General features: G+C 69.5%; 20 protein-coding genes. 13 read left to right on the forward strand and 7 right to left on the reverse strand.

Annotation, left to right across the window (positions count from 1 at the left end):
• The first annotated feature begins 345 nt into the window (after positions 1-345).
• Together LZ017_RS08595 and LZ017_RS08600 are read left to right on the forward strand one after the other, a co-directional pair.
• A complete protein-coding gene (locus LZ017_RS08595) occupies positions 346-924 on the forward strand; it encodes a serine acetyltransferase (protein WP_241396202.1) in 579 nt (192 codons plus the stop codon).
• A gap of 332 nt (positions 925-1256) precedes the next feature.
• Positions 1257-1646, forward strand: a complete 390-nt coding sequence (locus LZ017_RS08600; RefSeq protein ID WP_241396203.1) for an RraA family protein — start codon at positions 1257-1259, stop codon at positions 1644-1646.
• A gap of 15 nt (positions 1647-1661) precedes the next feature.
• On the opposite strand, the gene LZ017_RS08605 is transcribed toward LZ017_RS08600, so the two are convergent.
• Positions 1662-2672 carry a GlxA family transcriptional regulator gene (locus LZ017_RS08605; RefSeq protein ID WP_241396204.1) on the reverse strand — a complete coding sequence of 337 codons (1011 nt, stop codon included), beginning with the start codon at positions 2670-2672 and terminating at the stop codon, positions 1662-1664.
• Between the two features lie 173 nt (positions 2673-2845).
• On the opposite strand from LZ017_RS08605, the gene glyA reads away from it, so the two are divergent.
• The 7 genes from glyA (at position 2846) to purU (ending at position 12323) form a co-directional block, all read left to right on the forward strand.
• On the forward strand, positions 2846-4117 hold the full coding sequence (gene glyA, locus LZ017_RS08610) for a serine hydroxymethyltransferase (RefSeq protein WP_241396205.1): 1272 nt from the start codon (positions 2846-2848) through the stop codon (positions 4115-4117).
• Between the two features lie 10 nt (positions 4118-4127).
• Positions 4128-5507 (forward strand): L-serine ammonia-lyase, encoded by a 1380-nt coding sequence (locus LZ017_RS08615; protein WP_241396206.1) that lies wholly within the window; start codon positions 4128-4130, stop codon positions 5505-5507.
• 322 nt (positions 5508-5829) lie between these two features.
• The gene (locus tag LZ017_RS08620; protein WP_241396207.1) at positions 5830-7074 is read left to right on the forward strand and encodes a sarcosine oxidase subunit beta family protein; all 1245 of its coding nucleotides are present in this window, start codon (positions 5830-5832) and stop codon (positions 7072-7074) included.
• 477 nt (positions 7075-7551) lie between these two features.
• Positions 7552-7875, forward strand: a complete 324-nt coding sequence (locus LZ017_RS08625; RefSeq protein WP_241396208.1) for a sarcosine oxidase subunit delta — start codon at positions 7552-7554, stop codon at positions 7873-7875.
• Positions 7872-10865 carry a sarcosine oxidase subunit alpha family protein gene (locus LZ017_RS08630; protein ID WP_241396209.1) on the forward strand — a complete coding sequence of 998 codons (2994 nt, stop codon included), beginning with the start codon at positions 7872-7874 and terminating at the stop codon, positions 10863-10865. The genes LZ017_RS08625 and LZ017_RS08630 overlap by 4 nt, the downstream gene beginning before the upstream one ends.
• A complete protein-coding gene (locus tag LZ017_RS08635) occupies positions 10858-11427 on the forward strand; it encodes a sarcosine oxidase subunit gamma (RefSeq protein WP_241396210.1) in 570 nt (189 codons plus the stop codon). Before LZ017_RS08630 ends, LZ017_RS08635 begins: the two co-directional genes overlap by 8 nt.
• On the forward strand, positions 11424-12323 hold the full coding sequence (gene purU / locus LZ017_RS08640; RefSeq protein WP_241396211.1) for a formyltetrahydrofolate deformylase: 900 nt from the start codon (positions 11424-11426) through the stop codon (positions 12321-12323). The genes LZ017_RS08635 and purU overlap by 4 nt, the downstream gene beginning before the upstream one ends.
• 146 nt (positions 12324-12469) lie before the next feature.
• Here purU and fdhA read toward each other — a convergent pair whose 3' ends face one another.
• The 6 genes from fdhA to LZ017_RS08670 form a co-directional block, all read right to left on the reverse strand.
• Complete coding sequence (fdhA, locus tag LZ017_RS08645; RefSeq protein WP_241396212.1) at positions 12470-13675, reverse strand: formaldehyde dehydrogenase, glutathione-independent; 1206 nt, start codon at positions 13673-13675, stop codon at positions 12470-12472.
• A gap of 16 nt (positions 13676-13691) precedes the next feature.
• Entirely contained in the window at positions 13692-14681 is a 990-nt protein-coding gene (locus LZ017_RS08650) for a porin (protein WP_241396213.1), read from the reverse strand.
• A gap of 240 nt (positions 14682-14921) precedes the next feature.
• Entirely contained in the window at positions 14922-15794 is an 873-nt protein-coding gene (locus LZ017_RS08655; protein ID WP_241396214.1) for a proline/glycine betaine ABC transporter permease, read from the reverse strand.
• Positions 15784-16830, reverse strand: coding sequence for a glycine betaine/L-proline ABC transporter ATP-binding protein (locus LZ017_RS08660; RefSeq protein WP_308194066.1), 1047 nt, complete (start codon positions 16828-16830; stop codon positions 15784-15786). The genes LZ017_RS08655 and LZ017_RS08660 overlap by 11 nt, the downstream gene beginning before the upstream one ends.
• A gap of 47 nt (positions 16831-16877) precedes the next feature.
• A complete protein-coding gene (locus LZ017_RS08665) occupies positions 16878-18026 on the reverse strand; it encodes an FAD-binding oxidoreductase (RefSeq protein WP_374109904.1) in 1149 nt (382 codons plus the stop codon).
• Complete coding sequence (locus tag LZ017_RS08670; protein ID WP_241396216.1) at positions 17981-19273, reverse strand: aromatic ring-hydroxylating dioxygenase subunit alpha; 1293 nt, start codon at positions 19271-19273, stop codon at positions 17981-17983. The genes LZ017_RS08665 and LZ017_RS08670 overlap by 46 nt, the downstream gene beginning before the upstream one ends.
• Before the next feature lie 224 nt (positions 19274-19497).
• Between LZ017_RS08670 and LZ017_RS08675 the strand changes: the two genes are divergently transcribed.
• The 4 genes from LZ017_RS08675 to LZ017_RS08690 all read left to right on the forward strand — a co-directional run bounded on the left by LZ017_RS08675 (position 19498) and on the right by LZ017_RS08690 (position 23976).
• Complete coding sequence (locus tag LZ017_RS08675; protein ID WP_241396217.1) at positions 19498-20073, forward strand: prolyl-tRNA synthetase associated domain-containing protein; 576 nt, start codon at positions 19498-19500, stop codon at positions 20071-20073.
• A gap of 242 nt (positions 20074-20315) precedes the next feature.
• Complete coding sequence (locus LZ017_RS08680) at positions 20316-21287, forward strand: dipeptidase (RefSeq protein WP_241396218.1); 972 nt, start codon at positions 20316-20318, stop codon at positions 21285-21287.
• A gap of 55 nt (positions 21288-21342) precedes the next feature.
• Positions 21343-21888 (forward strand): DUF5943 domain-containing protein, encoded by a 546-nt coding sequence (locus tag LZ017_RS08685; RefSeq protein ID WP_241396219.1) that lies wholly within the window; start codon positions 21343-21345, stop codon positions 21886-21888.
• Between the two features lie 15 nt (positions 21889-21903).
• Positions 21904-23976 (forward strand): NADH:flavin oxidoreductase, encoded by a 2073-nt coding sequence (locus LZ017_RS08690; protein ID WP_241396220.1) that lies wholly within the window; start codon positions 21904-21906, stop codon positions 23974-23976.

The following is a 23976-nucleotide window of genomic DNA, read 5'->3' on the forward strand; positions in this document are numbered from 1 at the left end:
GTAGCGGTCGCGCCCGACTTCCTTGAAACCCTTGACCCCCTGGCAGGGGTTGGTCGCGTCCGTGTAGGGGCCGAACCGCCGAAAGACTAACGCTCAGCGTGTCTCAATTTATTCAATGCGGATCAGTTCCCGATGTACATGCCATCTGGATGCCGAACTTCTTGCTTAGCGCTCCCCGCCTTTCCGCCTAATTTCCGCCATATCCACCCCAGTCCAGATATACCCAAAATTCAAATCCATCATGGCATGATAAAATACCCCTCTAACAAAGGGAGGGCCGCACAGAGCCATGTGCCCCAATCGCCACCCGAACCATTCTCTATAACAACCAAGGCGGCAAGAGACATGAAATGGGATGAACTAAAAGCAGACACATATCGGCAATATGGCAAATTCAGCTGGGGGCACGTTGTAAAGGGTATGGTCTTACGTCGGACTTTTCGCCCCGTCGTTACGATGCGTCTTTGCCAAGCTGTGGCGACTCGCCGCGGGGCTTACCGATTCATGCTTCTCCCCTTGAAAGTGATGCATCGCATCGCCACACATTCCGCAGCGATGGATTTTTCGTGGCAGACGAAGATAGGAGGAGGACTTGCCCTCACGCACGGATGGGGGCTTGTCGTCAATCAAGGCGCTGTCATCGGTAGAAACGTAACGCTATTTCACGGGGTTACTCTCGGACAACGAGATCGCATCGCGCCCGATGGGACCCGCCTGACTGAATACCCAGTCATCGAAGATGACGTATGGGTCGGTCCGAACGCAATAATCGTCGGGGGCGTGACGATTGGCCGTGGTAGCAGAGTCGCCGGGGGGGCATTCGTCACAGAAAGTGTGCCCGCCTATTCGGTTGTCGCTGGCAACCCCGCCGCAATCGTGAAAGAGAACTGCACGCCCGATGTCATGAATCCGGCGCCGCTGTAGCGCGGCCGCTCAAATCTGCAGGTCAACGGACGCGATACAGCGTCGCTGAACGTCCTTGATTTGATAGACCAGCCGGACGCCTTGCTTGCGCAGCTTGATCTCATGCGCTGTACCCCGACTCGGCCGGCTCTGTCCGCGGCGCCTGGTGGCCCAGATCGCGCGGCATGCCGCAGCGCGCGGGGACCGGCCCCCTCAAAGCGGGGACCGGCCTCGCTCACGCGGTCCGCGAAGCGTCAGAACCAGACCTCGACCTGGGCACCGAAGCGGGTGCCGCGGGTCTTGCCGTCATCCGCGCCGGTCAGGCTGGCGGGACCGGCGGCGCCGGCGGCCTGATGCGCTCCGCCTACTGGGGCGAGCTGCTGACCGTCACCGCGCGCATGCGCGGCGCCAACGGCGCGGTGATCGACGGCTATCACCGCGACACGCCCATGGTGCTGGCCCAGCAGTGGCCGGTGTTCAGCCGCGGGGCCTTCGGCCAGGACTCGGCGGTGCGCACCGGCATCGTCGACTTCCGCTGCGAGATCGAACTGGGCGGGGTCTGGATACGCCCGGGCGACCTGGTGTTCGGCGACATGGACGGCGTTGTCGTCGTGCCGCGCGCCTGCGAGGACGAGGTGTTGCGCCGCGCGCTGGACAAGGTGGGCAGCGAGAACCGGGTGCGCCAGGCCATCGAGGCCGGCATGAGCAGCACCGAGGCGCTGGCGCGATTCAAGGTGTTGTGAGCCCACCCTGAGGGGTCACGTGCCTTTAGGAGCGGTTTGCCCCGCGCCGGACAGCTCGCGCTTCTCGCCCCGGCCGAGCTGGCGCAGCTCGCGCGGGCTCTGCCCCAGCGCCCGGCGCACCACCCGCGCGAAATTGGCGCTGCTCTGGAAACCGCATTCCAGCGCAATCTCGGTCACCTCCAGGTCGGTGTGCTGCAGCAGCCAGCGCGCGCGCTCCAGGCGCAGGCGCTGGCGGTACTCGGCCGGGCTCAGGCCCACGTCGCGCTGAAAGCGCCGCTCCAGCTGGCGGCGGCCCAGGCCCAGTGGCGCGCACAGCTCGTCAATCGTGCTGGGCGCATGCAGCTGCTGCTCCAGCAGCAGCATGGCCTTGTGCACCACGCTGTCGGTGCTGCGCAGCGAGATCACCGGCTCGGGCTGCAGCGTGCGCGAGGGCAGCGGCTGCTCCTCGATCATGATGCGCAGCGCCTTGACCGCATTCGCGCGGCCCAGGCTGCGCTCGATGATGTGGGCCGCGAGGTGGACCACGCTGGTGCCGCCGGCGCAGGTCAGCCGGTCTCGATCGACGACGAACATCTGGTTGGAGACCACGCGGCAGGCCGGGAACTCGGCCGCGAACTCCTCGCGATGAAACCAGCTGACGCAGGCCAGGTGGCCCTCCAGCAGCCCCGCGCGCGCCAGCACGAAGGAGCCGGTACACAGGCCCACGAGCTTGACGCCCGCCGCGGCCGCTTCGTGCAGAAAGGCACTCAGGCGCGCCGGCACCCGCTGGCCGCCATGCAGCAAGCCGCCGATCACGACGAGGTAGTCATAGTCCCGCGGCGCCTCCAGCGGCGCATTGGGCAGCACGGCCACCCCACAGCTGGAGGACACCGGCCCGTCGTTGGCATCCAGCACCGCCCAGCGCGCCTGGCGCGGCCGGCTGCGGTCGCGGTCGTCGGCGGCCAGGCGCAGCGCATCGGCGAAGCCGGCGAAGGCCGTCAGCGTGAAGCGCGGTGTGAGCAGAAAGCCCACGCGCAGCGGCGCCACGGCGCCCTCCGCCGCGTCGCGCCTCGAGTGGTGGCCAGGCCGCGCCGGCGTTGTGGTTGTGGTTGTGGGGAGCGATGTCGTAATTGGCATGTTGTGCGTCGCAATCGGATCAGCGCTGGAGGCGCTGCGCTCGGAAGATTCGCTCACTTCGCGATCCACCTCGGGACCCCTCCATGTTCAGCACCCACACGCATTCGCTCAAGGCCGTCGACCCCGATTTATGGGAGGTCGTGCAACAGGAGCACCAGCGCCAGGAGCAGCACATCGAACTCATCGCCAGCGAGAACTACACCTCGCCGGCCGTGATGACGGCCCAGGGCAGCCAGCTCACCAACAAGTATGCGGAAGGGTATCCCGGCCGGCGCTACTACGGCGGCTGCGAGTACGTCGATCAGGCCGAGCTGCTGGCGCTGGCGCGCGTGCGTGAGCTCTTTGGCGCCGACCGCCACGGCTGGGCCGCGAACGTGCAGCCGCACTCCGGCGCGCAGGCCAACGAGGCGGTCTTCATGGCGCTGATGAAACCCGGCGACACCTTCATGGGCATGAACCTCGCCGAAGGCGGTCACCTGAGCCACGGCATGGCGCTGAACATGAGCGGCAAGTGGTTCAACGTGGTCAGCTACGGCCTCAACGCGCAGGAAGAAATCGACTACGACGCGATGGAGCGCAAGGCCCACGCGTGCCGGCCCAAGCTCATCATCGCCGGCGCCTCGGCCTATGCGCTGCGCATCGACTTCGAGCGCTTCGCGCGCGTCGCCAAGGACGTCGGCGCCCTGCTGATGGTGGACATGGCGCACTACGCCGGACTGATCGCCGCCGGCCTGTACCCCAATCCCATCCCGCATGCCGACATCGTCACCAGCACCACGCACAAGAGCCTGCGTGGCCCGCGCGGCGGCATCATCCTGATGCGCCCGGAGCACGAGAAGGCCATCAACAGCGCCGTCTTCCCTGGCCTGCAGGGCGGCCCGCTGATGCATGTGATCGCCGCCAAGGCGGTGGCCTTCCACGAAGCGCTGCAACCCGGGTTCAAGGCTTACCAGCAGCAGGTGCTGAAGAACGCGCAGGCGCTCGCCGAGACCCTGGTGGAACGCGGACTGCGCATCGTCAGCGGCCGCACCGAAAGCCATGTGATGCTGGTCGACCTGCGCGCCAAGGGCTTCACCGGCAAGGCCGCCGAGGCATTGCTCGGCCAGGCCCACATCACGGTCAACAAGAACGCCATTCCCAACGACCCCGAGAAGCCCATGGTCACCAGCGGCATACGCCTGGGCTCGCCGGCCATGACCACGCGCGGCTTCCGCGAGGCGCAGGCGCGCGAGGTGGGCCATCTGATCGCCGACCTGCTGGACCACCCCGCGGACGCGGCCACCTTGGCCCGGGTGCGCGCCCGCGTCGAGGCGTTGGCACAGGCCTTCCCGGTCTACGTCGACACGCCGGTCTGAGGGCGCCGCCATGGCCGTCAGCACCTTCGACCTCTTCAAGATCGGCATCGGGCCGAGCAGCTCGCACACCGTGGGCCCGATGCGCGCCGCCCGGCTGTTCGCCGTCGCGCTGGGCCAGAGCGGGCAGCTGGATGCCGTGCGCCGCGTGCGCTGCCAGCTCTACGGGTCGCTGGGCGCCACCGGCAAGGGCCATGGCAGCGACAAGGCCGTGATGCTGGGGCTGGAAGGCGAGGAACCCGACCGCATCGACCCCGACACCATCGCCGAGCGGCTGCAGCGCATCCGCGAGCGGCGCCTGCTGCGCCTGGCCGGCAGCCATGCCATCGCCTATGTGGAGCAGGAGGACCTGCTGTTCCTGCGCCGCGAAACCCTGCCCTTCCATCCCAATGGCATGCGCCTGACCGCGCTGGACGCCGAGGGCCGGCCGCTGATGGAGCGCTGCTACTACTCGGTCGGCGGCGGCTTCGTCGTCATGCAGGACGAGACCGGCGAGCCGCAGCTACGGCCCGATGCGCGCGCGCTGCCCCACCCCTTTCGCAGCGGCGCCGAGCTGCTGGCGCAATGCCGCGCCAACGGCCTGTCGGTCGCACAGCTGATGTGGCGCAACGAGCTGGCCTGGCGCAGCGACGACGAACTGCGCGCCGGCCTCACCCGCCTCTGGGAAGCGATGCAGGCCTGCGTGCGGCGCGGCATCGCCACCGAGGGCGTGCTGCCCGGCGGCTTCAAGGTGCGCCGCCGCGCCGCCGAGCTGCACCGCGGTCTGACGCAGAACCCCGAGGCGGCGCTGCGCGACCCGCTGCAGGTGATGGACTGGGTCAACCTCTACGCGCTGGCGGTCAACGAGGAAAACGCGGCCGGCGGCCGCGTCGTCACCGCGCCCACCAATGGCGCGGCCGGCATCGTGCCCGCGGTGCTGCACTACTACCACCGCTTCATTCCCGGCGCGAACCTGCAGGGCGTGTTCGACTTCCTGCTCACCGCCGCGGCGATCGCCATCCTCTACAAGGAAAACGCCAGCATCAGCGGCGCCGAAGTTGGCTGCCAGGGCGAGGTGGGCGTGGCCTGCTCCATGGCCGCCGGGGCGCTGTGCGCGGTGCTGGGCGGCTCGCCGGAGCAGGTGGAGAACGCCGCCGAGATCGGCATGGAGCACCACCTGGGCCTGACCTGCGATCCGGTCGGCGGCCTGGTGCAGATCCCCTGCATCGAGCGCAACGCGATCGCGTCGGTGAAGGCCATCAACGCCGCGCGCATGGCGCTGCGCGGCGACGGCACCCACCACGTCAGCCTGGACAAGGTGATCAAGACCATGCGCGACACCGGGGCGGACATGAAGACCAAATACAAGGAAACCTCGCGCGGGGGGTTGGCGGTCAATGTCGTCGAGTGTTGATGTGGAGCCCCCCGCCTCCGGGGTACCGGAGGCGGCCCCCCGAGGGGGCGGCGATGCTCGCGGGGCCTGCCCCGCTCGCACATCGCCAGGTGGGCCGGCTTGGGGCGGCCCGGCGCTCGGCCCGGAAATGCGTGGAGCCCCTCGCCCAAGGCGTGCCTTGGACGGCCCCCCGAGGGGACGGCGATGCTCGCGGGGACTGCCCCGCTCGCACATCGCCAGGTGGGCCGGCTTGGGGCGGCCCGGCGCTCGGCCCATGGCATGAGGCTTCGCGCCTGGGGCTGCGGCGCGCGTGCCGCTTTGAAGAGGACTGAGAGGAACTGAGATGCAGAAGTTTTCGATCTGGTCGTTGCTGCGCAATGCGATGTCCTACCACGAGGGCTGGCAGCCGCAGTGGCGGTCGCCCGAGCCCAAGCGCGAGTACGACGTGGTGGTGGTGGGCGGCGGCGGGCATGGGCTGGCCACGGCGTACTACCTGGCCAAGGAGCATGGGCTGCGCAACATCGCGGTGGTGGAGCGCGGCTATCTGGGCGGCGGCAACACCGCGCGCAACACCACCATCGTGCGCTCCAACTACCTGTGGGACGAGGCCACGCAGCTCTACGAGAAGTCCATGCAGCTGTGGGAAGGCCTGTCCCAGGACCTCAATTACAACGTGATGTTCAGCCAGCGCGGCGTGATGAACCTGGGCCACTCGCTGCAGGACATGCGCGACATCCAGCGCCGCGTCAACGCCAACCGGCTCAACGGCGTCGACGCCGAGGTGCTGACGCCGCAGCAGGTCCAGCAGATGCTGCCCTTCATCAACCTGAACTCGCGCTACCCGGTGCTGGGCGCGTCGCTGCAGCGCCGCGCCGGCGTCGCGCGCCACGACGCGGTGGCCTGGGGATTCGCGCGCGCCGCCGACGCGCTGGGCGTGGACATCCTGCAGCACTGCGAGGTGCACGGCCTACGCCGCGAGGGCGGCGCGGTGATCGGCGTGGACACCGCGCGCGGCTTCATCAAGGCCAAGAAGGTCGCCCTGGTCGCCGCTGGCCATTCCAGCGTGCTGGCCGAAATGGCCGGCATCCGCCTGCCGCTGGAAAGCCATCCGCTGCAGGCCCTGGTGTCCGAACCGCTCAAGCCCATCTTCCCCACCGTGGTGATGAGCAACGCCATCCATGCCTACATCAGCCAGTCCGACAAGGGCGACCTGGTCATCGGCGCGGGCATCGACCAGTACGCCGGCTACGGCCAGCGCGGCAGCTACCACGTGATCGAGGGCACGCTGCAGGCCATCGTCGAACTCTTCCCGCTGTTCTCGCGCGTGCGCATGAACCGCCAATGGGGCGGCATCGTCGACGTCTCGCCCGACGCCTGCCCCATCATCGGCCTGACGCCGGTGAAGGGCCTGTACATCAACTGCGGCTGGGGCACCGGCGGCTTCAAGGCCACGCCGGGCTCCGGCTGGGTCATGGCCCACACCATTGCGCGCGACCGTCCGCATGCGCTCAACGAAGCGTTCTCGCTGGAGCGCTTCTCCAGCGGCCATCTGATCGACGAGCACGGCGCGGCGGCCGTGGCCCATTGACATGAGGAGCCCCTCGTCCAAGGCCAACCTTGGCCGGCCACTGGCGAGGCGCCGGTGGCGCTCGCGGGCCGGTTTGGGACGACCCGGCGCTCGGCCCAGCAAGGCGCGCCCCCCTTGTCCGAGGCGTACCGTGGACGGTCCCCCAGAGGGTGCGGCGCTGCTCGTGGCAGCGAGCCCGTGCACGAGGCCCGGCGTGGAGTCGAGCCGTACCCGGCGAGCGACTCGAGGCCTGAGCGTTGGCGTGGCCCGGGTGGTCGTCGGGCCGCTGCTCGGTGCGCAGCGCGGGTCTCGGTCAAATCGCATTCAGGCCCTCTTCTTTGGTTACTTTCTTCTGGGCCCCCAGAAGAAAGTGACCCGGCCGCCAGGCCGGAACCAGGCGACCAAGCGACCAAGCGACCAGGCGACGAGGCAACCCTCAAGCCCAAGCGCACGCCCCTGCCCCCCCGCCCCACCACTGAACCCCAAGGGACCCACCCCATGCTGCAACTCCACTGCCCCTGGTGCGGCCCGCGCGCCGAATCCGAATTCAACTGCGGCGGCGAGAGCATCGCCCGTCCGCTGAACACCGAGACCCTCAGCGACGAGCAATGGGGCGACTACGTGTTCATGCGCCACAACCCCAAGGGCGTGCACCACGAGCAGTGGCGCCATAGCAGCGGCTGCGGCCGCTGGTTCAACGCGCTGCGCGACACGGTCAGTTATCGCTTCGTCGCCATCTGGCGCATCGGCGAACCCGCGCCGGCCGTCGATGGCCAGCCCACCCCCACCGCCCCCAGCACCACGACCAGGAGCCCCGCATGAAGGCCCGCCTCGCCACCGGAGGCCGCATCGACCGCGGCCAGACGATTCGCTTTCGCTTCAACGGCCGCAGCTACGCGGGCCATCCCGGCGACACGCTGGCCTCGGCGCTGCTGGCCAACGGCGTCGCGCTGGTGGCGCGCAGCTGGAAGTACCACCGGCCACGCGGCGTCCTCAGCGCCGGCGTGGAGGAACCCAATGCGCTGGTGCAGCTGTTCGATGGCGCGCGCACCGTGCCCAACGCGCGCATGACCGAGGTCGAGCTGGTCGATGGCCTGAGCGCCCGTTCCATCCACGCCAGCCCCAGCATCGAATTCGACCTGAAGGCGGTGAACGGCTGGTTCTCGCGCCTGATCCCGGCCGGCTTCTATTACAAGACCTTCATGGCTTCGCAGTCGGCCTGGCATTTCTTCGAGAAGCACATCCGCGCCGCCAGCGGCCTGGGCGAGTCGCCCGTGCTGCCCGATCCCGACCGCTACGAAAAGCGCTACGCGCACTGCGATGTGCTGGTGGTCGGTGCCGGCATCGCCGGGCTCAGCGCGGCGCTGGCCGCCGGACGCAGCGGCGCGCGCGTGCTGCTGTGCGACGAGCAGCCCGAACCCGGTGGCTGGCTGCTGTCCAGCGACGAACAGGTGGACGGCCTGCCTGCCGCCGAATGGGTGGCTCAGGCGCTGCAGGAACTGGCCACGATGCCCGAGGTGCGCGTGCTGCCGCGCACCACCGCCTTCGGCTACCACGACCACAACCTGCTCACGCTGCTGGAGCGCCGCGCCGACCACCTGCGGTCGGAGCAGGCCCCGGCCTTCCGCGAGCGGCTGTGGAAGGTGCGCGCCCACCAGGTGGTGCTGGCGACCGGCGCGCACGAGCGTCCGCTGGTGTTCGGCAACAACGACCTGCCGGGCATCATGCTGGCCTCGGCCGTGTCCACCTATGTGCGCCGCTATGCCGTGCTACCGGGCCGGCGCGCGGTGGTCTTCACCAACAACGACGCCGGCTACGACGCGGCGCTGGCGCTGCAGGGCGCGGGCGCGTCGGTCGTGGTGGTGGACGCGCGCAGCGAGGTCACCGGCAGCCTGTCGCAACGGGCGCGGGCCCGCGGCGTGGAGATCCTTGCCGGCCAGGTGCTCACCGAAGCCATTGGCCGTCGACGCGTGCGGGCCGTGCTCGTGCAGGGCTTGGACGCGCAGGGCCGCCTCAGCGGCGCGGAGCGCCAGCTCTATTGCGACTTGGTCGCGCTGTCCGGCGGCTTCAGCCCGGTGGTCCATCTGTACTGCCAGGCCGGCGGCAAGCCGCAATGGGACGAGGAGCGCGCCGCCTTCGTGCCCGGCGCCCCGGCCCAGGCGGAGACCTGCGCCGGCGCGAGCCGCGGCCTGCAGAGCCTGTTCCTGTGCGCGCACAACGGCTGGTCTGCCGGCGTGGCCGCCGCGCAGGCCACCGGCTTCGCGGTGCCGCCCGGCACGCCGCCACGCGTGCCCGAGACCCACGCAGGGACGCTGCGCCCGCTGTGGCTGGTGCCGCATGCGCGGCCGGCGAGCCGCGCGCCCAAGCAGTTCGTGGACCTGCAGAACGATGTCGCCGCCTCCGATATCGAGCTGGCGGTGCGTGAAGGTTTCCGCTCCATCGAGCACGTCAAGCGCTACACCGCGCTGGGCTTTGGCACCGACCAGGGCAAGACCGGCAACATCAACGGCATGGGCATCGCCGCGCAGGCCCTGGGCCGGCGCATTCCCGAGGTGGGCACGACGACCTTCCGGCCCAACTACACGCCCATCAGCTTCGGCGCCGTGGCCGGGCTGGAGCTGGGCGACGCCTTCGAGCCGGTGCGCACCACCGCCATGCACCCCTGGCATCTGCGCCAGGGCGCGCTGTTCGAGGACGTCGGGCAGTGGAAGAGGCCCTGGTACTTCCCGCGTAAGGGCGAGGACCTGCATGCCGCGGTGCGGCGCGAGGTGCTCGCGGTGCGCCAGGGCGTGGGCACGCTGGACGCTTCCACGCTGGGCAAGATCGACATCCAGGGCCCCGACGCCGCCACGCTGCTGAACTGGGTGTACTGCAACGCCTGGTCCAAGCTGGAGGTGGGCAAGTGCCGCTACGGGCTGATGCTGGACGAGAACGGCATGGTCTTCGACGACGGCGTCACCGTGCGCCTGGCCGAGAACCACTTCCTGATGCACACCACCACCGGCGGCGCGGCGCGCGTGCTGGCCTGGCTGGAGCGCTGGCTGCAGACCGAGTGGCCCCAGCTCAAGGTCTACCTGACCAGCGTCACCGACCACTGGTCCACCACCGCGCTGGCCGGCCCCAAGAGCCGCGAGCTGCTGCAGAAGCTCTGCCCCGACGTGGACTTCGACGACGCCGCCTTCCCCTTCATGTCCTACCGCGAGGGCACGGTGGCCGGCGTGCGCGCCCGCATCATGCGCATCAGCTTTTCGGGCGAACGCAGCTACGAGATCAACGTGCCCTCGGCCGAGGGCCTGCGCGTCTGGGAGGCCATCCACGCGGCCGGCGCGCCGCTGGGCATCACGCCCTACGGCACCGAGACCATGCACGTGCTGCGCGCCGAGAAAGGCTACATCATCGTCGGCCAGGACACCGATGGCTCGGTGACCCCGGTGGACCTGGGCATGGGCGCGATGGTGACCAAGACCAAGGACTGCCTGGGCAAGCGTTCGCTGGCGCGCAGCGACACCGCGCGTGGCGACCGCAAGCAGTTCGTGGGCCTGCTCAGCGATGACCCGCAAGTCGTGCTGGAGGAAGGCGCCCAGGTGCTGGACGCGCCGCCCACCCGGGTGCCGACGCGCGCGTCGGGCCATGTCACCTCCAGCTATGCCAGCCCCACGCTGGGCCGCTCCATCGCGCTGGCGCTGGTGCGCGGCGGCGCGCAGCGCATGGGCGAACGCGTCCATGTCTCCATGCAGGGCGGCCGCGTGGTCACCGCGACCATCGCCAGCCCCGTGTTCTACGACCCCCAATCGGAGCGCCAGAATGCTTGAGCTCAATCCCGCCCGCCACGAAACCCGCGGCCTGCTCGCCGGCTGGCGCGAGGGCCTGGCCATCCTCAATCTGCGCGGCGACGGCGAGCAGCCCGCCTTCCGCGACGCCGTCGCGCGGGCGCTGGGCGCGCCGCTGCCGGTGCAGTCCTGCAGCTTCAGCGGCGGCGCGACGCTGCGCATCGTGTGGGTCGGCCCGGACGACTGGTTCGTCATTGGCCCCAAGGGCCAGCAGCAGGCCCTGACCGATGCGTTGCGCCAGGCGCTCGCCGGCCAGCTGCATGCGCTCACCGACGTCAGCAGCGGCTACACGGTGCTGCACCTCAGCGGCACGCCGGCGCGCGAGGTGCTCGCCCAGGGCTGCCCGCTGGACCTGCATCCGCGCGTGTTCGCGCCGGGCCGCAGCGCCGGTTCGCATTTCTTCAAGGCCTCGGTTTGGCTGTGGCAGCTGTCCGACACGCCCGAGTACGAGCTGCTGGTGCGGCGCAGCTTCATGAGTTATGTGTGGCTGATGCTGGAGCGCGCCAGCAGCGAATGCGGCCTGATCACGCGGCGGTTCGCATGAGCGGCGGTGATGGCGCGCCGCCGCGCTGCGGTGCGGCCGAGGGCCGCTACTGCCTGACCCTGGCCTGCCGCAGCGAACGGGGGCAGGTCGCGAAGGTGACCACGCTGCTGGAGAGCCGCGGCGCCTACATCGAGGAGTTCGCCGTCTTCGACGATGTGCTGAGCGAGCGTTTCTATCTGCGCACGGTCTTCCGCATCCGCGACACCGGCGCCCAGGCCCTGCAGACCCTACGTGCCGACTATGCGCGCGTGCGCGCCGGCATCGGCGATGCGCAGGGCGAGATCCACGACACGCGCCGGCCCACGCGCGTGCTGATCCTGGTCTCCAAGGCCGACCACTGCCTGATCGACCTGCTGGCGCAGCGCCGCCGCGGCGAGCTGGACATGGAGGTGGTCGCGGTGGCCTCCAACCATGCCGACCTGCAGCCGCTCGCGCAGGCCGACGGCATCCCCTTCCACCACCTGCCGATCACGGCGCAGACCAAGCCGCAGCAGGAAGCGCAGCTGCTGCGTTGCATCGAAGACAGCGGTGCCGAGCTCGTGGTGCTGGCGCGCTACATGCAGGTCTTGTCGGAAGACCTGTGCCAGCGGCTCGCCGGGCGCGTGATCAACATCCACCATTCCTTCCTGCCCGGCTTCAAGGGCGCGCGCCCCTATGCGCAGGCGCATGCGCGCGGCGTCAAGCTGATCGGCGCGACCGCGCACTTCGCGACCACCGACCTGGACGAGGGCCCCATCATCGAACAGGCCCTGGAGCGCGTGGACCATGCTTTTTCGCCCGAGCAGCTGATGAGCGCGGGCCGGCATGTGGAATGCCTGGTGCTGGCGCGCGCGCTGCGCTACGTGCTGGAGCACCGCGTGTTCGTCAACGGCCTGCGGACCGTGGTGCTGAGGTAAGCCGCGCGGAGGGCCGCGGCCGCGCCCCCCGGCGCCAAGACCTCTTCTTCAGGACCCGCCAAAAAAACGGGCGCGCATTCCGGACCGGATGCGCGCCCAACCGCCTTTGTGGGGCGGGGACTCAGACTCAACTGGGGTTCTCGGCCTCAGGCGGCGCCCCGGGCCACCAGCCCGTGCGGGTCGATGACGAACTTCTTGGGCGCGCCCGCATCGAACTCCGAATAGCCGCGCGGCGCGTCGTCCAGCGAGATCACCTCCACCCCCACGGTCTCGGCGATGCGGATGCGGTCCCACAGGATGGCCTGCATCAGCGCGCGGTTGTACTTCATCACCGGCGTCTGCCCGGTGAAGAAGCTGTGCGACTTGGCCCAGCCCAGGCCCAGGCGGATGCTCAGCGAACCGGTCCTGGCCGCGTTGTCCACCGCGCCCGGATCCTCGGTGACGTAGAGGCCGGGAATACCGATGCGACCGGCCGCGCGCGTCACCTCCATCAGCGAGTTCAACACCGTGGCCGGTGCCTCGACCTGGGCGCCCGCATGGCCATGGCCGCGCGCCTCGAAGCCGACCGCGTCGACCGCGCAATCGACCTCGGGAACGCCCAGGATCTGCGCCACCTGCTCGCCCAGCCCGGCGTCCAGCGACAGGTCCACCACCTCATAGCCCAGCGCCTGGGGATGGCGCAGCCGGGCCGGGTTGACGTCGCCGACGATCACCGCCGCCGCGCCCAGCAGCCGCGCCGAGGCCGCGGCCGCCAGACCCACCGGTCCGGCGCCGGCGACATAGACCGTGCTGCCCGGCCCCACGCCGGCCGACACCGCGCCGTGGTAGCCGGTGGGCAGGATGTCGGAGAGGCAGGTCAGGTCGCGGATCTTTTCCATCGCCTGCGCCTTGTCCGGGAACTTCAGCAGGTTGAAGTCGGCATAGGGCACCATCACATACTCGGCCTGGCCGCCGATCCAGCCGCCCATGTCCACATAGCCGTAGGCGCCGCCGGCGCGCGCCGGGTTGACGCTGAGACAGACGCCGGTGCTCTGCTCCTTGCAGCAGCGGCAGCGGCCGCAGGCCACATTGAAGGGCACCGAGACCAGGTCGCCCTTGGCCAGCGTCTCCACGTCGCGACCCAGCTCGATCACCTCGCCGGTGATCTCGTGGCCCAGGATCAGGCCCTCGGGCGCCGTGGTGCGTCCGCGCACCATGTGCTGGTCGGAACCGCAGATGTTGGTCGAGACCACGCGCAGGATCACGCCATGGTCGATGCGCCGGCCGCGCGGGTCCGACAGCGTGGGAAAGTCGATGGAGCGGACCTCCACCGCCCCGGGCCGCACATAGGCGACGCCGCGATTGCTGGACATGCTGTTCTCCTGAAGCTTAGAAGCTGTGCGCGAGGCCCGCGCCATAGGCCGTCTGGCTGCTCGCACCCAGCGACGGGGCCTTCTTGCTGCCCAGGCTGGCGTAGAGCGTGGTGCGTTTGGACAGCGCGTAGTCGGCGCCCAGACCGACGAAGCGGCCCTTGACGCCGTCGACGTCGATGCGCCCGTAGCCGGCCTTCAGCTCGACCTGGCCCAGGCGGTAGGTCGCGCCCAGCGTCGCGGTCTTGGCCTTGGAATCCGCGCTCGTGCCTTTGTACGTACTCTGGTCATAGCTGCCCATCACGGACCAGGCGCCGCTGGCGTACTTGGCGCCGGCGAAGGTCTCGGTATCGCCCCAGCCGTTGCGCGTGCTGGCCAGCATCAGCGAGACGCCGTTCTGGTTGTAGTTCAGCGACAGGCCGGCGTTGTTCTTGGTGGCGCCGTCGGACTTCTCGAAAGAGCCGCTGACATGGGCGCTGAAGCCGGCCACCGTGGGCGAGTCGTAGAAGACGCCGTTGTTGAGGCGGTTGTATTCGGCCGAGCCGTTGTTGCTGGCCCGGTTGGCGGCGTAGTTGTATTCGACGAAATGCCAGCTGGGCGACGCGATGCGGTTGAAGGCGTACCAGGGGTCGAAGGCCCAGTAGTTGGCCGAGATCACATCCAGCGCGCGCCCCAGGCGCAGCGCCCCCCAGCCGCCCTTCAGGCCGACGCTGGCCTCGCCATGCCAGAAGGGCTTGGCGCCATCGCCCTCGACGCGGCCGGTGTCGGCATCGAAGCGGTGCGACAGCATGAAGGTGGCGGCCATGCCGTCGCCCAGGTCCTCGCTGCCGCTGAAGGCGATGTTGCTGCGCTGGATGGTGCCGACTTTCTTGGTCTTGTCGAAGTCGCGGTAGGCGCCGATGTCGATCAGGCCCGAGATGCTGACCGAGGACTGGGCCTGGGCCAGGCCGCTGGCCAGCAACAGCGCGCAGGCCGCGAAGGGAACGGCGGTACGTCGGAACGAAGTCATGTCTCTCTCCGGTTGTCGATGGGGGTGAGGAAGGGAGGGGCAGCGGCGCAAGCCGATGCGGGGGAATCTGCCGATGGATGCTAGGGAGGCGCCGCGGGCGCCCTTGCCGCGCGGCGACGCAAACCGGCCGCGATCCGACATGCGTCCGACGCCGCGCAGCGCGCGGGCTTCAGAGGCTGGGAGGCCCGGCGCGTCAGGGGTCAGGTCTTGCCCACCCCGTCGCCGCAGGCGGCCGCGCCGTCAGCCTTCGAGGTGGCGCGTGCCGAAGCTCTCGGTGAGGCGGTCCAGGATGATGGCCAGCAGCACCACCGACAGCCCGCTCTCGAAGCCCAGGCCGATGTCCAGGCGCTGGATGCTGGACAGCACGTCGTTGCCCAGGCCACCGGCGCCCACCATGGACGCGATGATCACCATGGACAGCGCCATCATGATGGTCTGGTTGACGCCGGCCATCAGCGTGGGCAGCGCGATGGGAAGCTGCACCTTCCACAGCAGCTGCAGCGGCGTGCAGCCGAAGGCCTGGCCGGCTTCGACCTGCTCGGCATTCACCTGGCGTATGCCCAGCGCGGTGAGGCGCACCACCGGCGGCATCGCGAACACCACGGTGGCGAGGATGCCGGGCACGCGGCCCAGCCCGAACAGCATGGCCGCCGGGATCAGGTAGACGAAGGCGGGCATGGTCTGCATGAAGTCCAGCATGGGGCGCAGGCTGGCGTTGAAGCGGTCGTGGCGCGCGCAAAGGATGCCCAGCGGCACGCCGACGAGCAGACTGATCAGCGTGGCCGAGAAGACCAGCGCCAGCGTCACCATGGTCTGGTCCCAGAAGCCGGTGAGGCGGATCACCAGCAGGCTGGCCAGCGCGAAGAGGCCAAAGCGCCATTTCAGCCGCCAGGTGCCCACGCCCACCACGATCAGCAGCACCAGCCAGAAGGGCAGCGCGAGAAAGGTCGTCTCGACCTGGCTGGCGAAGTTGTCGACGACGCGGCCCACGGTGTCGAACAGGCCCGCGCCGCGGCTCAGCAGCAGCTTGACGCCGTCGTTGACCCAGGCGCCCAGAGGCAGCACGTCCTTGTCTTGACCCTTCAGCAGGGCCTGGAGAAGTTCAGAAAGCATGGCGGGTGCTCGCAATCTTGGTGAGAAGGCTCTTGGGCGTGATGCAGCCGACCAGGCGCTCGGCCTCGTCGAACACGCCCACGGGTTGATCCAGCCCGAGCACGGTGCGCAAGGCATCGGGCAGCGTGGTCGACGCCGAAAGTCGGTTCCTGCCGTTGAAATGCGCGAGCGGGTCGACGGCACCGCCCGTGTCCACCAGGTCGGCGGCGGTGAGATAGCGCGAGGTGTCGACGCCCTTGAAGAAGCGCCGCACATAGTCGTTGGCCGGGCGCGTGACGATCTCGTGCGGCGTGCCCTGCTGCACCAGCAGGCCGCCTTCCATGATGCCGATGCGCGAGCCGATCTTCAGCGCCTCCTCCAGGTCGTGCGAGACGAAGAAGATGGTGCGCCGGTGCTCGCGCTGCAGCTCCAGCATCAGGTCCTGCATCTCGGTGCGCTTGAGCGGGTCCAGCGCGGAGAAGGCCTCGTCCATCAGCAGGATGTCGGGGTCCACCGCCATCGCGCGTGCCAGCCCCACGCGCTGCTGCATGCCGCCCGAGAGCTGGCGCGGGTACTTCTGCGCGTAGGCCTTCAGGCCGACCTGCTCGAGCACGTCCATCACGCGATCGCGGCAGCGACTGCCGGCCTCGCCGGCGATCTCCAGCCCGAAGGCCACGTTGTCGAACACGCTGCGGTGCGGCATCAGCGCGAAGCTCTGGAACACCATCGCGACGCGCTTGCGCCGCCAGCGCACCAGCTCGGCCGGGCGCATGCGCACCACGTCGCGGCCGTCGATGGTGACGGCGCCCGAGGTGGGTTCCACCAGCCGGTTGATGAGCCGGATCAGCGTGGACTTGCCGGAGCCCGACAGGCCCATCAGCACATAGATCTCGCCGGCCTCCACGTCGAAGCTGACGCGGCTCAAGCCGACGACCTGGCCGGTGCGCTGGAAGATCTCGTCCTTGGACAGGCCCTGGGCCAGCAGGCTCAGTGCCTGCTCGGGCCGGGTGCCGAAGACCTTGGTCAGCTCGCGTATCTGAATCTTCGCCTGGGACATGCTCGACTCCTGGGTCGTGGAGAAAGGGGTGGAGGGCCGCGGCGCCGCTAGCGGTCCAGCTCCAGATCGCTCAGCGGCCAGCTGCAGCAGGGCAGCACCCAGCCCTGCGCCACCTCGCGCGGGCGCAGGCCGCCGCCCTGCTTCATCTCCACCTCGCCGGCATGCTTGCGCGTGCGGCAGGTGCCGCAGATGCCACTGGCGCAGGAGAAGGGCCAGCGCAGCCCGGCGCGCTGGGCGGCGCCCAGCAGGGTCTCGTCGGCGCCGCAATCGAAGCGCTCGCCGCGCGAGCGCAACGTGATGCTGAAGCGCCGGGGCGCGGCCTCGGGCACGCCGGCGTCCGCCGCCGGCACCTCGCCGGCCGGTGGTGCCGCGAAGCTGAAGCTCTCTTCGTGGTAGCGCGCCATCTCGAAGCCGGCTTCAGCGAGCAGCGCGCGCACCGCGGCCATGAAGGGCGCCGGGCCGCAGCACCAGACCTCGCGCGCCAGGAAGTCCGGCACCTGGGCCTGGAGCAGCGGCAGGCTGAGCCGCCCCAGCAGACCGTCGTAGCCGGGCACGGCACCGCGCGTCTCGCACAGCACGGTGGCGCGCCAGCGCGGCAGCGCGCGCGCCAGCAGCTTCAGCTCGTCGGCGAAGACGATGTCCTGCGGGCTGCGCGCGGCATGGAGGAACTGCACGTCGGCGTCCAGCCCCAGATCGGCCCAGGCGCGCGACATGGACATCAGCGGCGTGATGCCGCTGCCGCCGGACAGGTAGAGCTGCCCGCGCGCCGGCGCCACGACCGGCCCGGGCGGAAAGCAGAAGGCGCCCGCCGGCCCGGTGGCCGACACGCGCATGCCGGGCCGCAGCGTGTCATGCAGCCAGTTGGACACGCGACCGCCGGGGACGCGCTTGACGGTGATGGTGAGCGTGTCGGGCCGGGTCGGGCTGGAGCACAGCGTGTAGCAGCGGTTCAGCACCTCGCCCTCGATCTCCAGGCGCAGCGTGATGAACTGGCCGGGCCGGTAGCGAAAGCAGCGTGGCTGCAGCGGGCGCAGCACGAAGCTGCGCACGTCGTGCGTCTCGTCGCGCACGCGCACGCATTCCAGCCACTCGTCGTCGGGCCCCCAGGGGCTGGCGGGCGCCAGCGCCAGATCGGGGTAGGCCGGCTCCATCACCGGTCGCCCTGCAGGCCGGCGCGCAGGCGCGTCACATACCAGTTGGAGAAAGCCTCGACCAGGCCTTCGGTATACGGCGAGTAGGGGCCGGGCTGGTAGGCCGGGCTGGCCACGCCGCGCTGCGTCGCCTCGACCAGGCGACGGTCCTGCGCGTTGGTGGCGTTCCAGACGGCGGTGAGGTTTTCGACGCTGTAGTCCACGCCCTCGACCGCGTCCTTGTGCACGCACCACAGCGTGCGCACCAGCGTGCGCCCGGGGTCCAGCGGCAGCGTGGAGAAGCTCACCACGTGGTCGCTCATGAAGTGGTGCCAGGAATTGGGCTGGGTCCAGAAGGACAGCCCGCCCAGCGACTTCTCGCGGAAGTCGCCGAGCAGCTTGCGGCAGGCGACCTCGGCGTTGAGCGTCTGCGACTGCCCGGCGCGGTCCAGCGGCAGGCGCTGGGTGCGGAAGCCCGACACGCGGCTGTCCAGCTCCTCGATGCGCGCGCTGGGCAGGCCCAGCGATTGCCAGCGGGCGTGGTTGCTCTTGACGATGTCCTCGAAGCGCGCCACGCCGTCGGCGTTCTGCGGCCCCGGCTGCGCGCCAAAGCCGTGCTCGTACAGCGAGACGGTCAGCTCCGGGTGGTTGGCCACGCAGTGGTAGCACTCGCGGTTGTTTTCCAGCGTGAGCTTCCAGTTGCCTTCCTCGATGATGTCGACCTGGGCCGCCACCTTGCAGTCTTCCAGGCGGTGCGGCGCCAGATAGGGCTTCATGCGCGCCGCGACCTCGTCGAAGTCCTCGGGCGGCTGGTCGGCCAGGCAGACGAAGATCAGGCCTTCGAGGTTGCGCAGGTGCACCTTGTGCAGGCCATGCTGTTCGCGCAGAAAGGCCTCGCCCATGTGGTCGGCATGGACCAGCCGGCCGCCGAGGTCGTAGGTCCACTGGTGATAGGGGCAGACGATGTGGCCCAGGCTGCCCTGGTGCTCCTGGCAAAGCCGCGATCCGCGGTGGCGGCAGACGTTGTGGAAGGCGCGCAGGCCCATGTCGTCGTCGCGCACGATCAGCAACGAGTCCTCGCCGATGTCCACCGTGATGTAGTCGCCCGGCTCCGGCATCTGCGGCGCGACGCCGACGAAGATCCAGTGGCGACGGAAGATGTAGGCCATGTCGGCCTGGAAGACTTCGTCGCTCAGGTAGAACGGCGCCTCCAGGCTGTAGCCGGGGCGGCGTCGGTCGAGCAAGGCATCCAGAAATGCGCGCGAGGCGCCAAGGCGGGGATGCAGGGTCAGGGGATGGGACGGGATGGACATGACGCAGGTCCTTGGTATCCGTTGAATGGGCCTCGCGGGAACTCGCGGCCGACAGGCGGCCGGCTCCCTGCTGCGGCATTGTTCGGCGGGCCGTCGTGGCGACCTTGCATGCGTCGGACGCGGACTTGTCTGGAATCGACATGCCGGTTTCTGCGCCATCAAACGCGGTGCCGGCGTCGCCGCGCGGCCCCGCGCCTTGTCGTGAATCGTCAAGGACACGACGCTTGCAGACCAGCGTTCGCGATGCCGATTCCTATGCTGGCGCGATGCCACACGACACCTCCACCCCGACCAGCGCCAGCACCGGCGACACCAGCGCCAGCGACGCCCTCTTGCTGCTGCTGGACGGCCACCACCTGCACTACGAGCGCGTCGAGCATGCGCCGGTGTTCACCATCGCCGACGCGCTCGCCGCGACGCCACGGATCGACGGCCTCCGGACCAAGAACGTGTTCCTGCGCGACGCCAAGGGCAGCCGCCATTTCCTCGTCATCGTGCCGCACGACCGCCGGCTGGACCTGGCGGCTCTGGCACCGATTCTTGGGACATCCAAGCTCAGCCTGGCGTCGGCGGAGCGGCTGCAGCGCCACCTGGGCGTGACGCCGGGCGCGGTCAGCGTGCTGGCGCTGATGCAGGACCGCGAACGACGCGTCGAGCTGGTGCTGGACAGCGCCGTCTGGCAGGCGGGCAAGGTGCAGGCCCATCCGCTGCGCAACACCGCCACGCTGGCGCTGACCCACGAAGCGCTGCTCGGCTTCCTGGCGCTGACCGGGCATGCGCCGCGCGTGCTCGAGCTCTGACCGCCACGGCCGGACGCGCCGCCGTCGGCCATGTCGGATTTGTGCAAGTGCGTGTCCGCGCCGCACAAGCCCCACGGGGCGCTGACTCGAAGAATTCAGCCCTGCAGGAGCACACCGCCGGTGGCCCCCGCGAGCGCCCCGCAGCCGATGCGCGCGCCCCAGACCTGCCGCATGGCGGCGGGCCTTCCGACAGGGGCCGGACAACTCGGGGCGGCCCTTCGTTTTCTTGAGAGGACCCAGCCATGAACGCCATCCACGCCAACGCCATCGTCATCGACGGCCTGATCATCTCCAAGTGGGACCGCGCGGTGTTCGAGGACATGCGCAAGGGCGGCCTCAGCGCCGCCAACTGCACCGTCTCGGTGTGGGAGGACTTCCGCGCCACGGTGCACAACATCGCCGAGATGAAGGCACACATCCGCGCCAACGCCGACCTGCTGACCCTGGTGCGCAGCACGGCCGACATCGAACGAGCCAAGCGCGAAGGCAAGACCGGCATCATCCTGGGCTTCCAGAACGCCCATGCCTTCGAGGATCACCTGGGCCACATCGAGGCCTTCGCCGACATGGGCGTGCGCGTGGTCCAGCTCTGCTACAACACCCAGAACCTGATCGGCACCGGCTGCTACGAGCGCGATGGCGGCCTCTCCGGCTACGGCCACGAGGTCATCGCCGAGATGAACCGCGTCGGCATCATGGTGGACCTCTCGCATGTCGGCGCCAAGACCAGCGAGGAGGCCATCCTCGCCTCCAAGAAGCCCGTCACCTACAGCCACTGCCTGCCCGCCGGGCTGAAGGCGCATCCACGCAACAAGAGCGACGAGCAGCTGCGCTTCATCGCCGACCACGGCGGTTTCATCGGCGTGACCATGTTCCCGCCCTTCCTGCGCCGCGGCATCGAGGCCACCGTGGACGACTACGTGGAGGCCATCGCCTACGTGATCGACCGCGTCGGCGAGGACTGCGTGGGCGTGGGCACCGACCACACCCAGGGCCATGGCGCCGAGTTCTTCCACAGCCTCACGCACGACAAGGGCCGCCACCGCCGCCTCACGGATTTCGGCACGGTGCAGAACCCCGCCGGCATCCGCAGCATCGGCGAGATGCCCAACCTCACCGACGCGATGGAACGCGCCGGCTGGCCGGCCCGTCGCATCGAGAAGGTGATAGGCGCCAACTGGCTGCGCGTGTTCAAGGACGTCTGGGGCGCCTGAGCCCGCCCCCGCCTCCTCATTCGCCTTCACTTCCCCCGTCCCCCGAGGCCCCGCCATGCAACCCCAACTCCCCATCGACATCCACCCCGACACCGGCATCTGGAGCACCGATGGCCTGCCCATGATCTATGTGCCGCGCCACTTCTTCGTCAACAACCACGTCGAGGCCGAGGCCGCGATCGGCCGCGACACCTATGCGCAGAGCCTGTACAAGGCCGGCCACCGCTCGGCCTACTTCTGGTGCGAGCAGGAAGCGCGCACCCACGGCCTGCGCGGCCTGGCGGTCTACGAGCACTACCTGAAGCGGCTCTCGCAGCGCGGCTGGGGCCTGTTCAGCTTCGAGTCGGTGGATGCGCTGACCGGCCACGCCCGCATCCGGCTGGAGCACTCGGTTTTCGTGCTCGCGCAGGGCATCGCCGGCGTTCCGGTGCGCCGCGACAAGCTCTGCTATCTGTTCGCCGGCTGGTTCTCCGGCGCGATGGACTGGGTCGGCCAGGACGGCGACCAGCGCTGGACCACGCACAGCGAGGAGACCCAGTGCGCCGCCGAAGGCCATGCGCACTGCGTGTTCAGCGTGACGCCCCTTCCCTCCCGAACCTGACGAGGCCGCCCGACCATGCGCTACCCCCATCTGTTCGAACCCATACAGCTGAACCAGCTGAAGATCCGCAACCGGATCGTGAGCACCGCCCACGCCGAGGTCTATGCCGAGAACGGCATCCCCGGCGAGCGCTACATCCGCTACTACGAGGAAAAGGCACGCGGCGGCGTGGGCCTGGCGATCTGCGGCGGCTCCAGCCCGGTCTCGCGCGACAGCCCCAGCGAATGGTGGAGCTCGGTCAACCTGGCCCGCGACGAGACCATGGAGGGCCTGGCCCGCCTGGCCGAGACCATGCACGCGCATGGCGCCAAGATCATGATCCAGGCCACCCACATGGGCCGGCGCACCGCCTGGCACGGCTTCGACTGGCCGCACCTGGTCAGCCCCTCGGGCGTGCGCGAGCCGGTGCACCGAGGCAACGCCAAGACCATCGAGATCGAGGAGATCCGCCGCATCGTCCAGGACTATGCCCAGGCGGCGCGCCGCGTCAAAGAGTCCGGCCTGGACGGCATCGAGATCTCGGCCGCGCACCAGCACCTGATCGACCAGTTCTGGAGCCCGCGCACCAACCACCGCCGCGACGAGTACGGCGGCTCGCTGCAGAACCGGCTGCGCTTCGGCATCGAGGTGCTGACCGCCGTGCGCGAGACCGTGGGGCGCGACTTCTGCGTCGGCCTGCGCCTGTGCGGCGACGAATTCCACGAAGACGGCCTGGACCACGAGGCGCTCAAGGAGATCGCGCAGGCGATGAGCGAGACCGGGCTGATCGACTACCTCAGCGTGATCGGCTCGGGCGCGGACACGCACAACACGCTGGCCAATTGCATGCCGCCGATGGCGCTGCCACCCGAGCCCTTCGCCCATCTGGCCGGCGGCATCAAGAGCGTGGTCAAGATCCCGGTGATGCATGCCCAGAGCATCCGCGACGCGCAGCAGGCCGAGCGCCTGCTCGCCAGCGGCACGGTGGACCTGGTGGGCATGACGCGCGCGCAGATCGCCGACCCGCACATGGTGCTCAAGATCCGCGAAGACCGCGAGGACCAGATCAAGCAATGCGTGGGCGCCAACTACTGCATCGACCGGCAGTACAACGGGCTGGACGTGCTGTGCGTGCAAAACGCCGCGACCAGCCGCGAGCGCAGCATGCCCCACATCATCCAGAAGAGCAGCGGCCCGCGGCGCAAGGTGGTGGTGGTGGGCGCCGGCCCGGCCGGGCTGGAGGCGGCGCGCGTGGCGCGCGAGCGCGGCCACGAGGTCGTGCTGTTCGAGAAGCAGGCCCAGGTCGGCGGCCAGGTGAACCTGGCGGCCAAGGCGCCCAAGCGCGAACAGATGGCCGGCATCATCCGCTGGTTCGACCTGGAGACCACGCGGCTGGGCGTGGACCGACGCCTGAACTGCGAGGCCGACGCCGCGATGATCCTGGACCAGCGGCCCGACATCGTCGTGCTCGCCACCGGCGGCATCGCCCATGTGGACCAGATCGCGGACTGGGGCGCGGACCAGGGGCTGTCGGTGTCCAGCTGGGACATTCTCAGCGGCCGCGTCGCGCCGCAGGGCAATGTGCTGGTCTACGACGGCGTCAGTACCCATGCCGGCGCCAGCGTGGCCGACTACATCGCCAGCCGCGGCCACCTGGTCGAGATCGTCACGCCGGACGTCAAGGTCGCCGACGACACCGGCGGCACCACCTTCCCGATCTTCTACCGCCGCCTCTACGCGCAAGGCGTGATCCAGACGCCCAACTGCTGGCTGGACCGCGTCTACCGCGAGCACACGCCCGACGGCAACAAGCTCGTCGCCGTGCTGCGCAACGAGTACACCGAGGTGCAGGAAGAGCGCGTCGTCGACCAGGTCGTGATCGAGAACGGGATACGGCCCAACGAGGCGCTGTACTGGCAGCTCAAGGAGCGCTCGCTGAACCGCGGCCAGACCGACACCGAAGCCCTCTTCGCCGCCCGGCCCCAGCCGGTGCTGTCGCAGCCGCTGGGCCAGGGCGGGTTCGCGCTGTTCCGCATCGGCGACGCGGTGTCCATGCACAACATCCACGCCGCCATCTACGACGCGCTGCGCCTGTGCAAGGACTTCTGA

This window comes from Pelomonas sp. CA6 (assembly GCF_022549225.1).
In the GTDB taxonomy this organism is placed as follows: Bacteria; Pseudomonadota; Gammaproteobacteria; order Burkholderiales; family Burkholderiaceae_C; genus Roseateles.

Bases quoted from the DNA above. Each gene is read 5' to 3' on its own strand.
- LZ017_RS08680 (WP_241396218.1), top strand. From the start codon at position 20,316: ATGAACGCCATCCACGCCAACGCCATCGTCATCGACGGCCTGATCATC.
- LZ017_RS08615 (WP_241396206.1), top strand. From the start codon at position 4,128: ATGGCCGTCAGCACCTTCGACCTCTTCAAGATCGGCATCGGGCCGAGC.
- LZ017_RS08595 (WP_241396202.1), top strand. From the start codon at position 346: ATGAAATGGGATGAACTAAAAGCAGACACATATCGGCAATATGGCAAA.
- LZ017_RS08635 (WP_241396210.1), top strand. From the start codon at position 10,858: ATGCTTGAGCTCAATCCCGCCCGCCACGAAACCCGCGGCCTGCTCGCC.
- LZ017_RS08600 (WP_241396203.1), top strand. From the start codon at position 1,257: ATGCGCTCCGCCTACTGGGGCGAGCTGCTGACCGTCACCGCGCGCATG.
- LZ017_RS08650 (WP_241396213.1), bottom strand. From the start codon at position 14,681: ATGACTTCGTTCCGACGTACCGCCGTTCCCTTCGCGGCCTGCGCGCTG.
- LZ017_RS08685 (WP_241396219.1), top strand. From the start codon at position 21,343: ATGCAACCCCAACTCCCCATCGACATCCACCCCGACACCGGCATCTGG.
- glyA (WP_241396205.1), top strand. From the start codon at position 2,846: ATGTTCAGCACCCACACGCATTCGCTCAAGGCCGTCGACCCCGATTTA.
- LZ017_RS08660 (WP_308194066.1), bottom strand. From the start codon at position 16,830: ATGTCCCAGGCGAAGATTCAGATACGCGAGCTGACCAAGGTCTTCGGC.
- purU (WP_241396211.1), top strand. From the start codon at position 11,424: ATGAGCGGCGGTGATGGCGCGCCGCCGCGCTGCGGTGCGGCCGAGGGC.
- LZ017_RS08670 (WP_241396216.1), bottom strand. From the start codon at position 19,273: ATGTCCATCCCGTCCCATCCCCTGACCCTGCATCCCCGCCTTGGCGCC.
- LZ017_RS08620 (WP_241396207.1), top strand. From the start codon at position 5,830: ATGCAGAAGTTTTCGATCTGGTCGTTGCTGCGCAATGCGATGTCCTAC.
- LZ017_RS08630 (WP_241396209.1), top strand. From the start codon at position 7,872: ATGAAGGCCCGCCTCGCCACCGGAGGCCGCATCGACCGCGGCCAGACG.
- LZ017_RS08655 (WP_241396214.1), bottom strand. From the start codon at position 15,794: ATGCTTTCTGAACTTCTCCAGGCCCTGCTGAAGGGTCAAGACAAGGAC.
- LZ017_RS08690 (WP_241396220.1), top strand. From the start codon at position 21,904: ATGCGCTACCCCCATCTGTTCGAACCCATACAGCTGAACCAGCTGAAG.
- LZ017_RS08625 (WP_241396208.1), top strand. From the start codon at position 7,552: ATGCTGCAACTCCACTGCCCCTGGTGCGGCCCGCGCGCCGAATCCGAA.
- fdhA (WP_241396212.1), bottom strand. From the start codon at position 13,675: ATGTCCAGCAATCGCGGCGTCGCCTATGTGCGGCCCGGGGCGGTGGAG.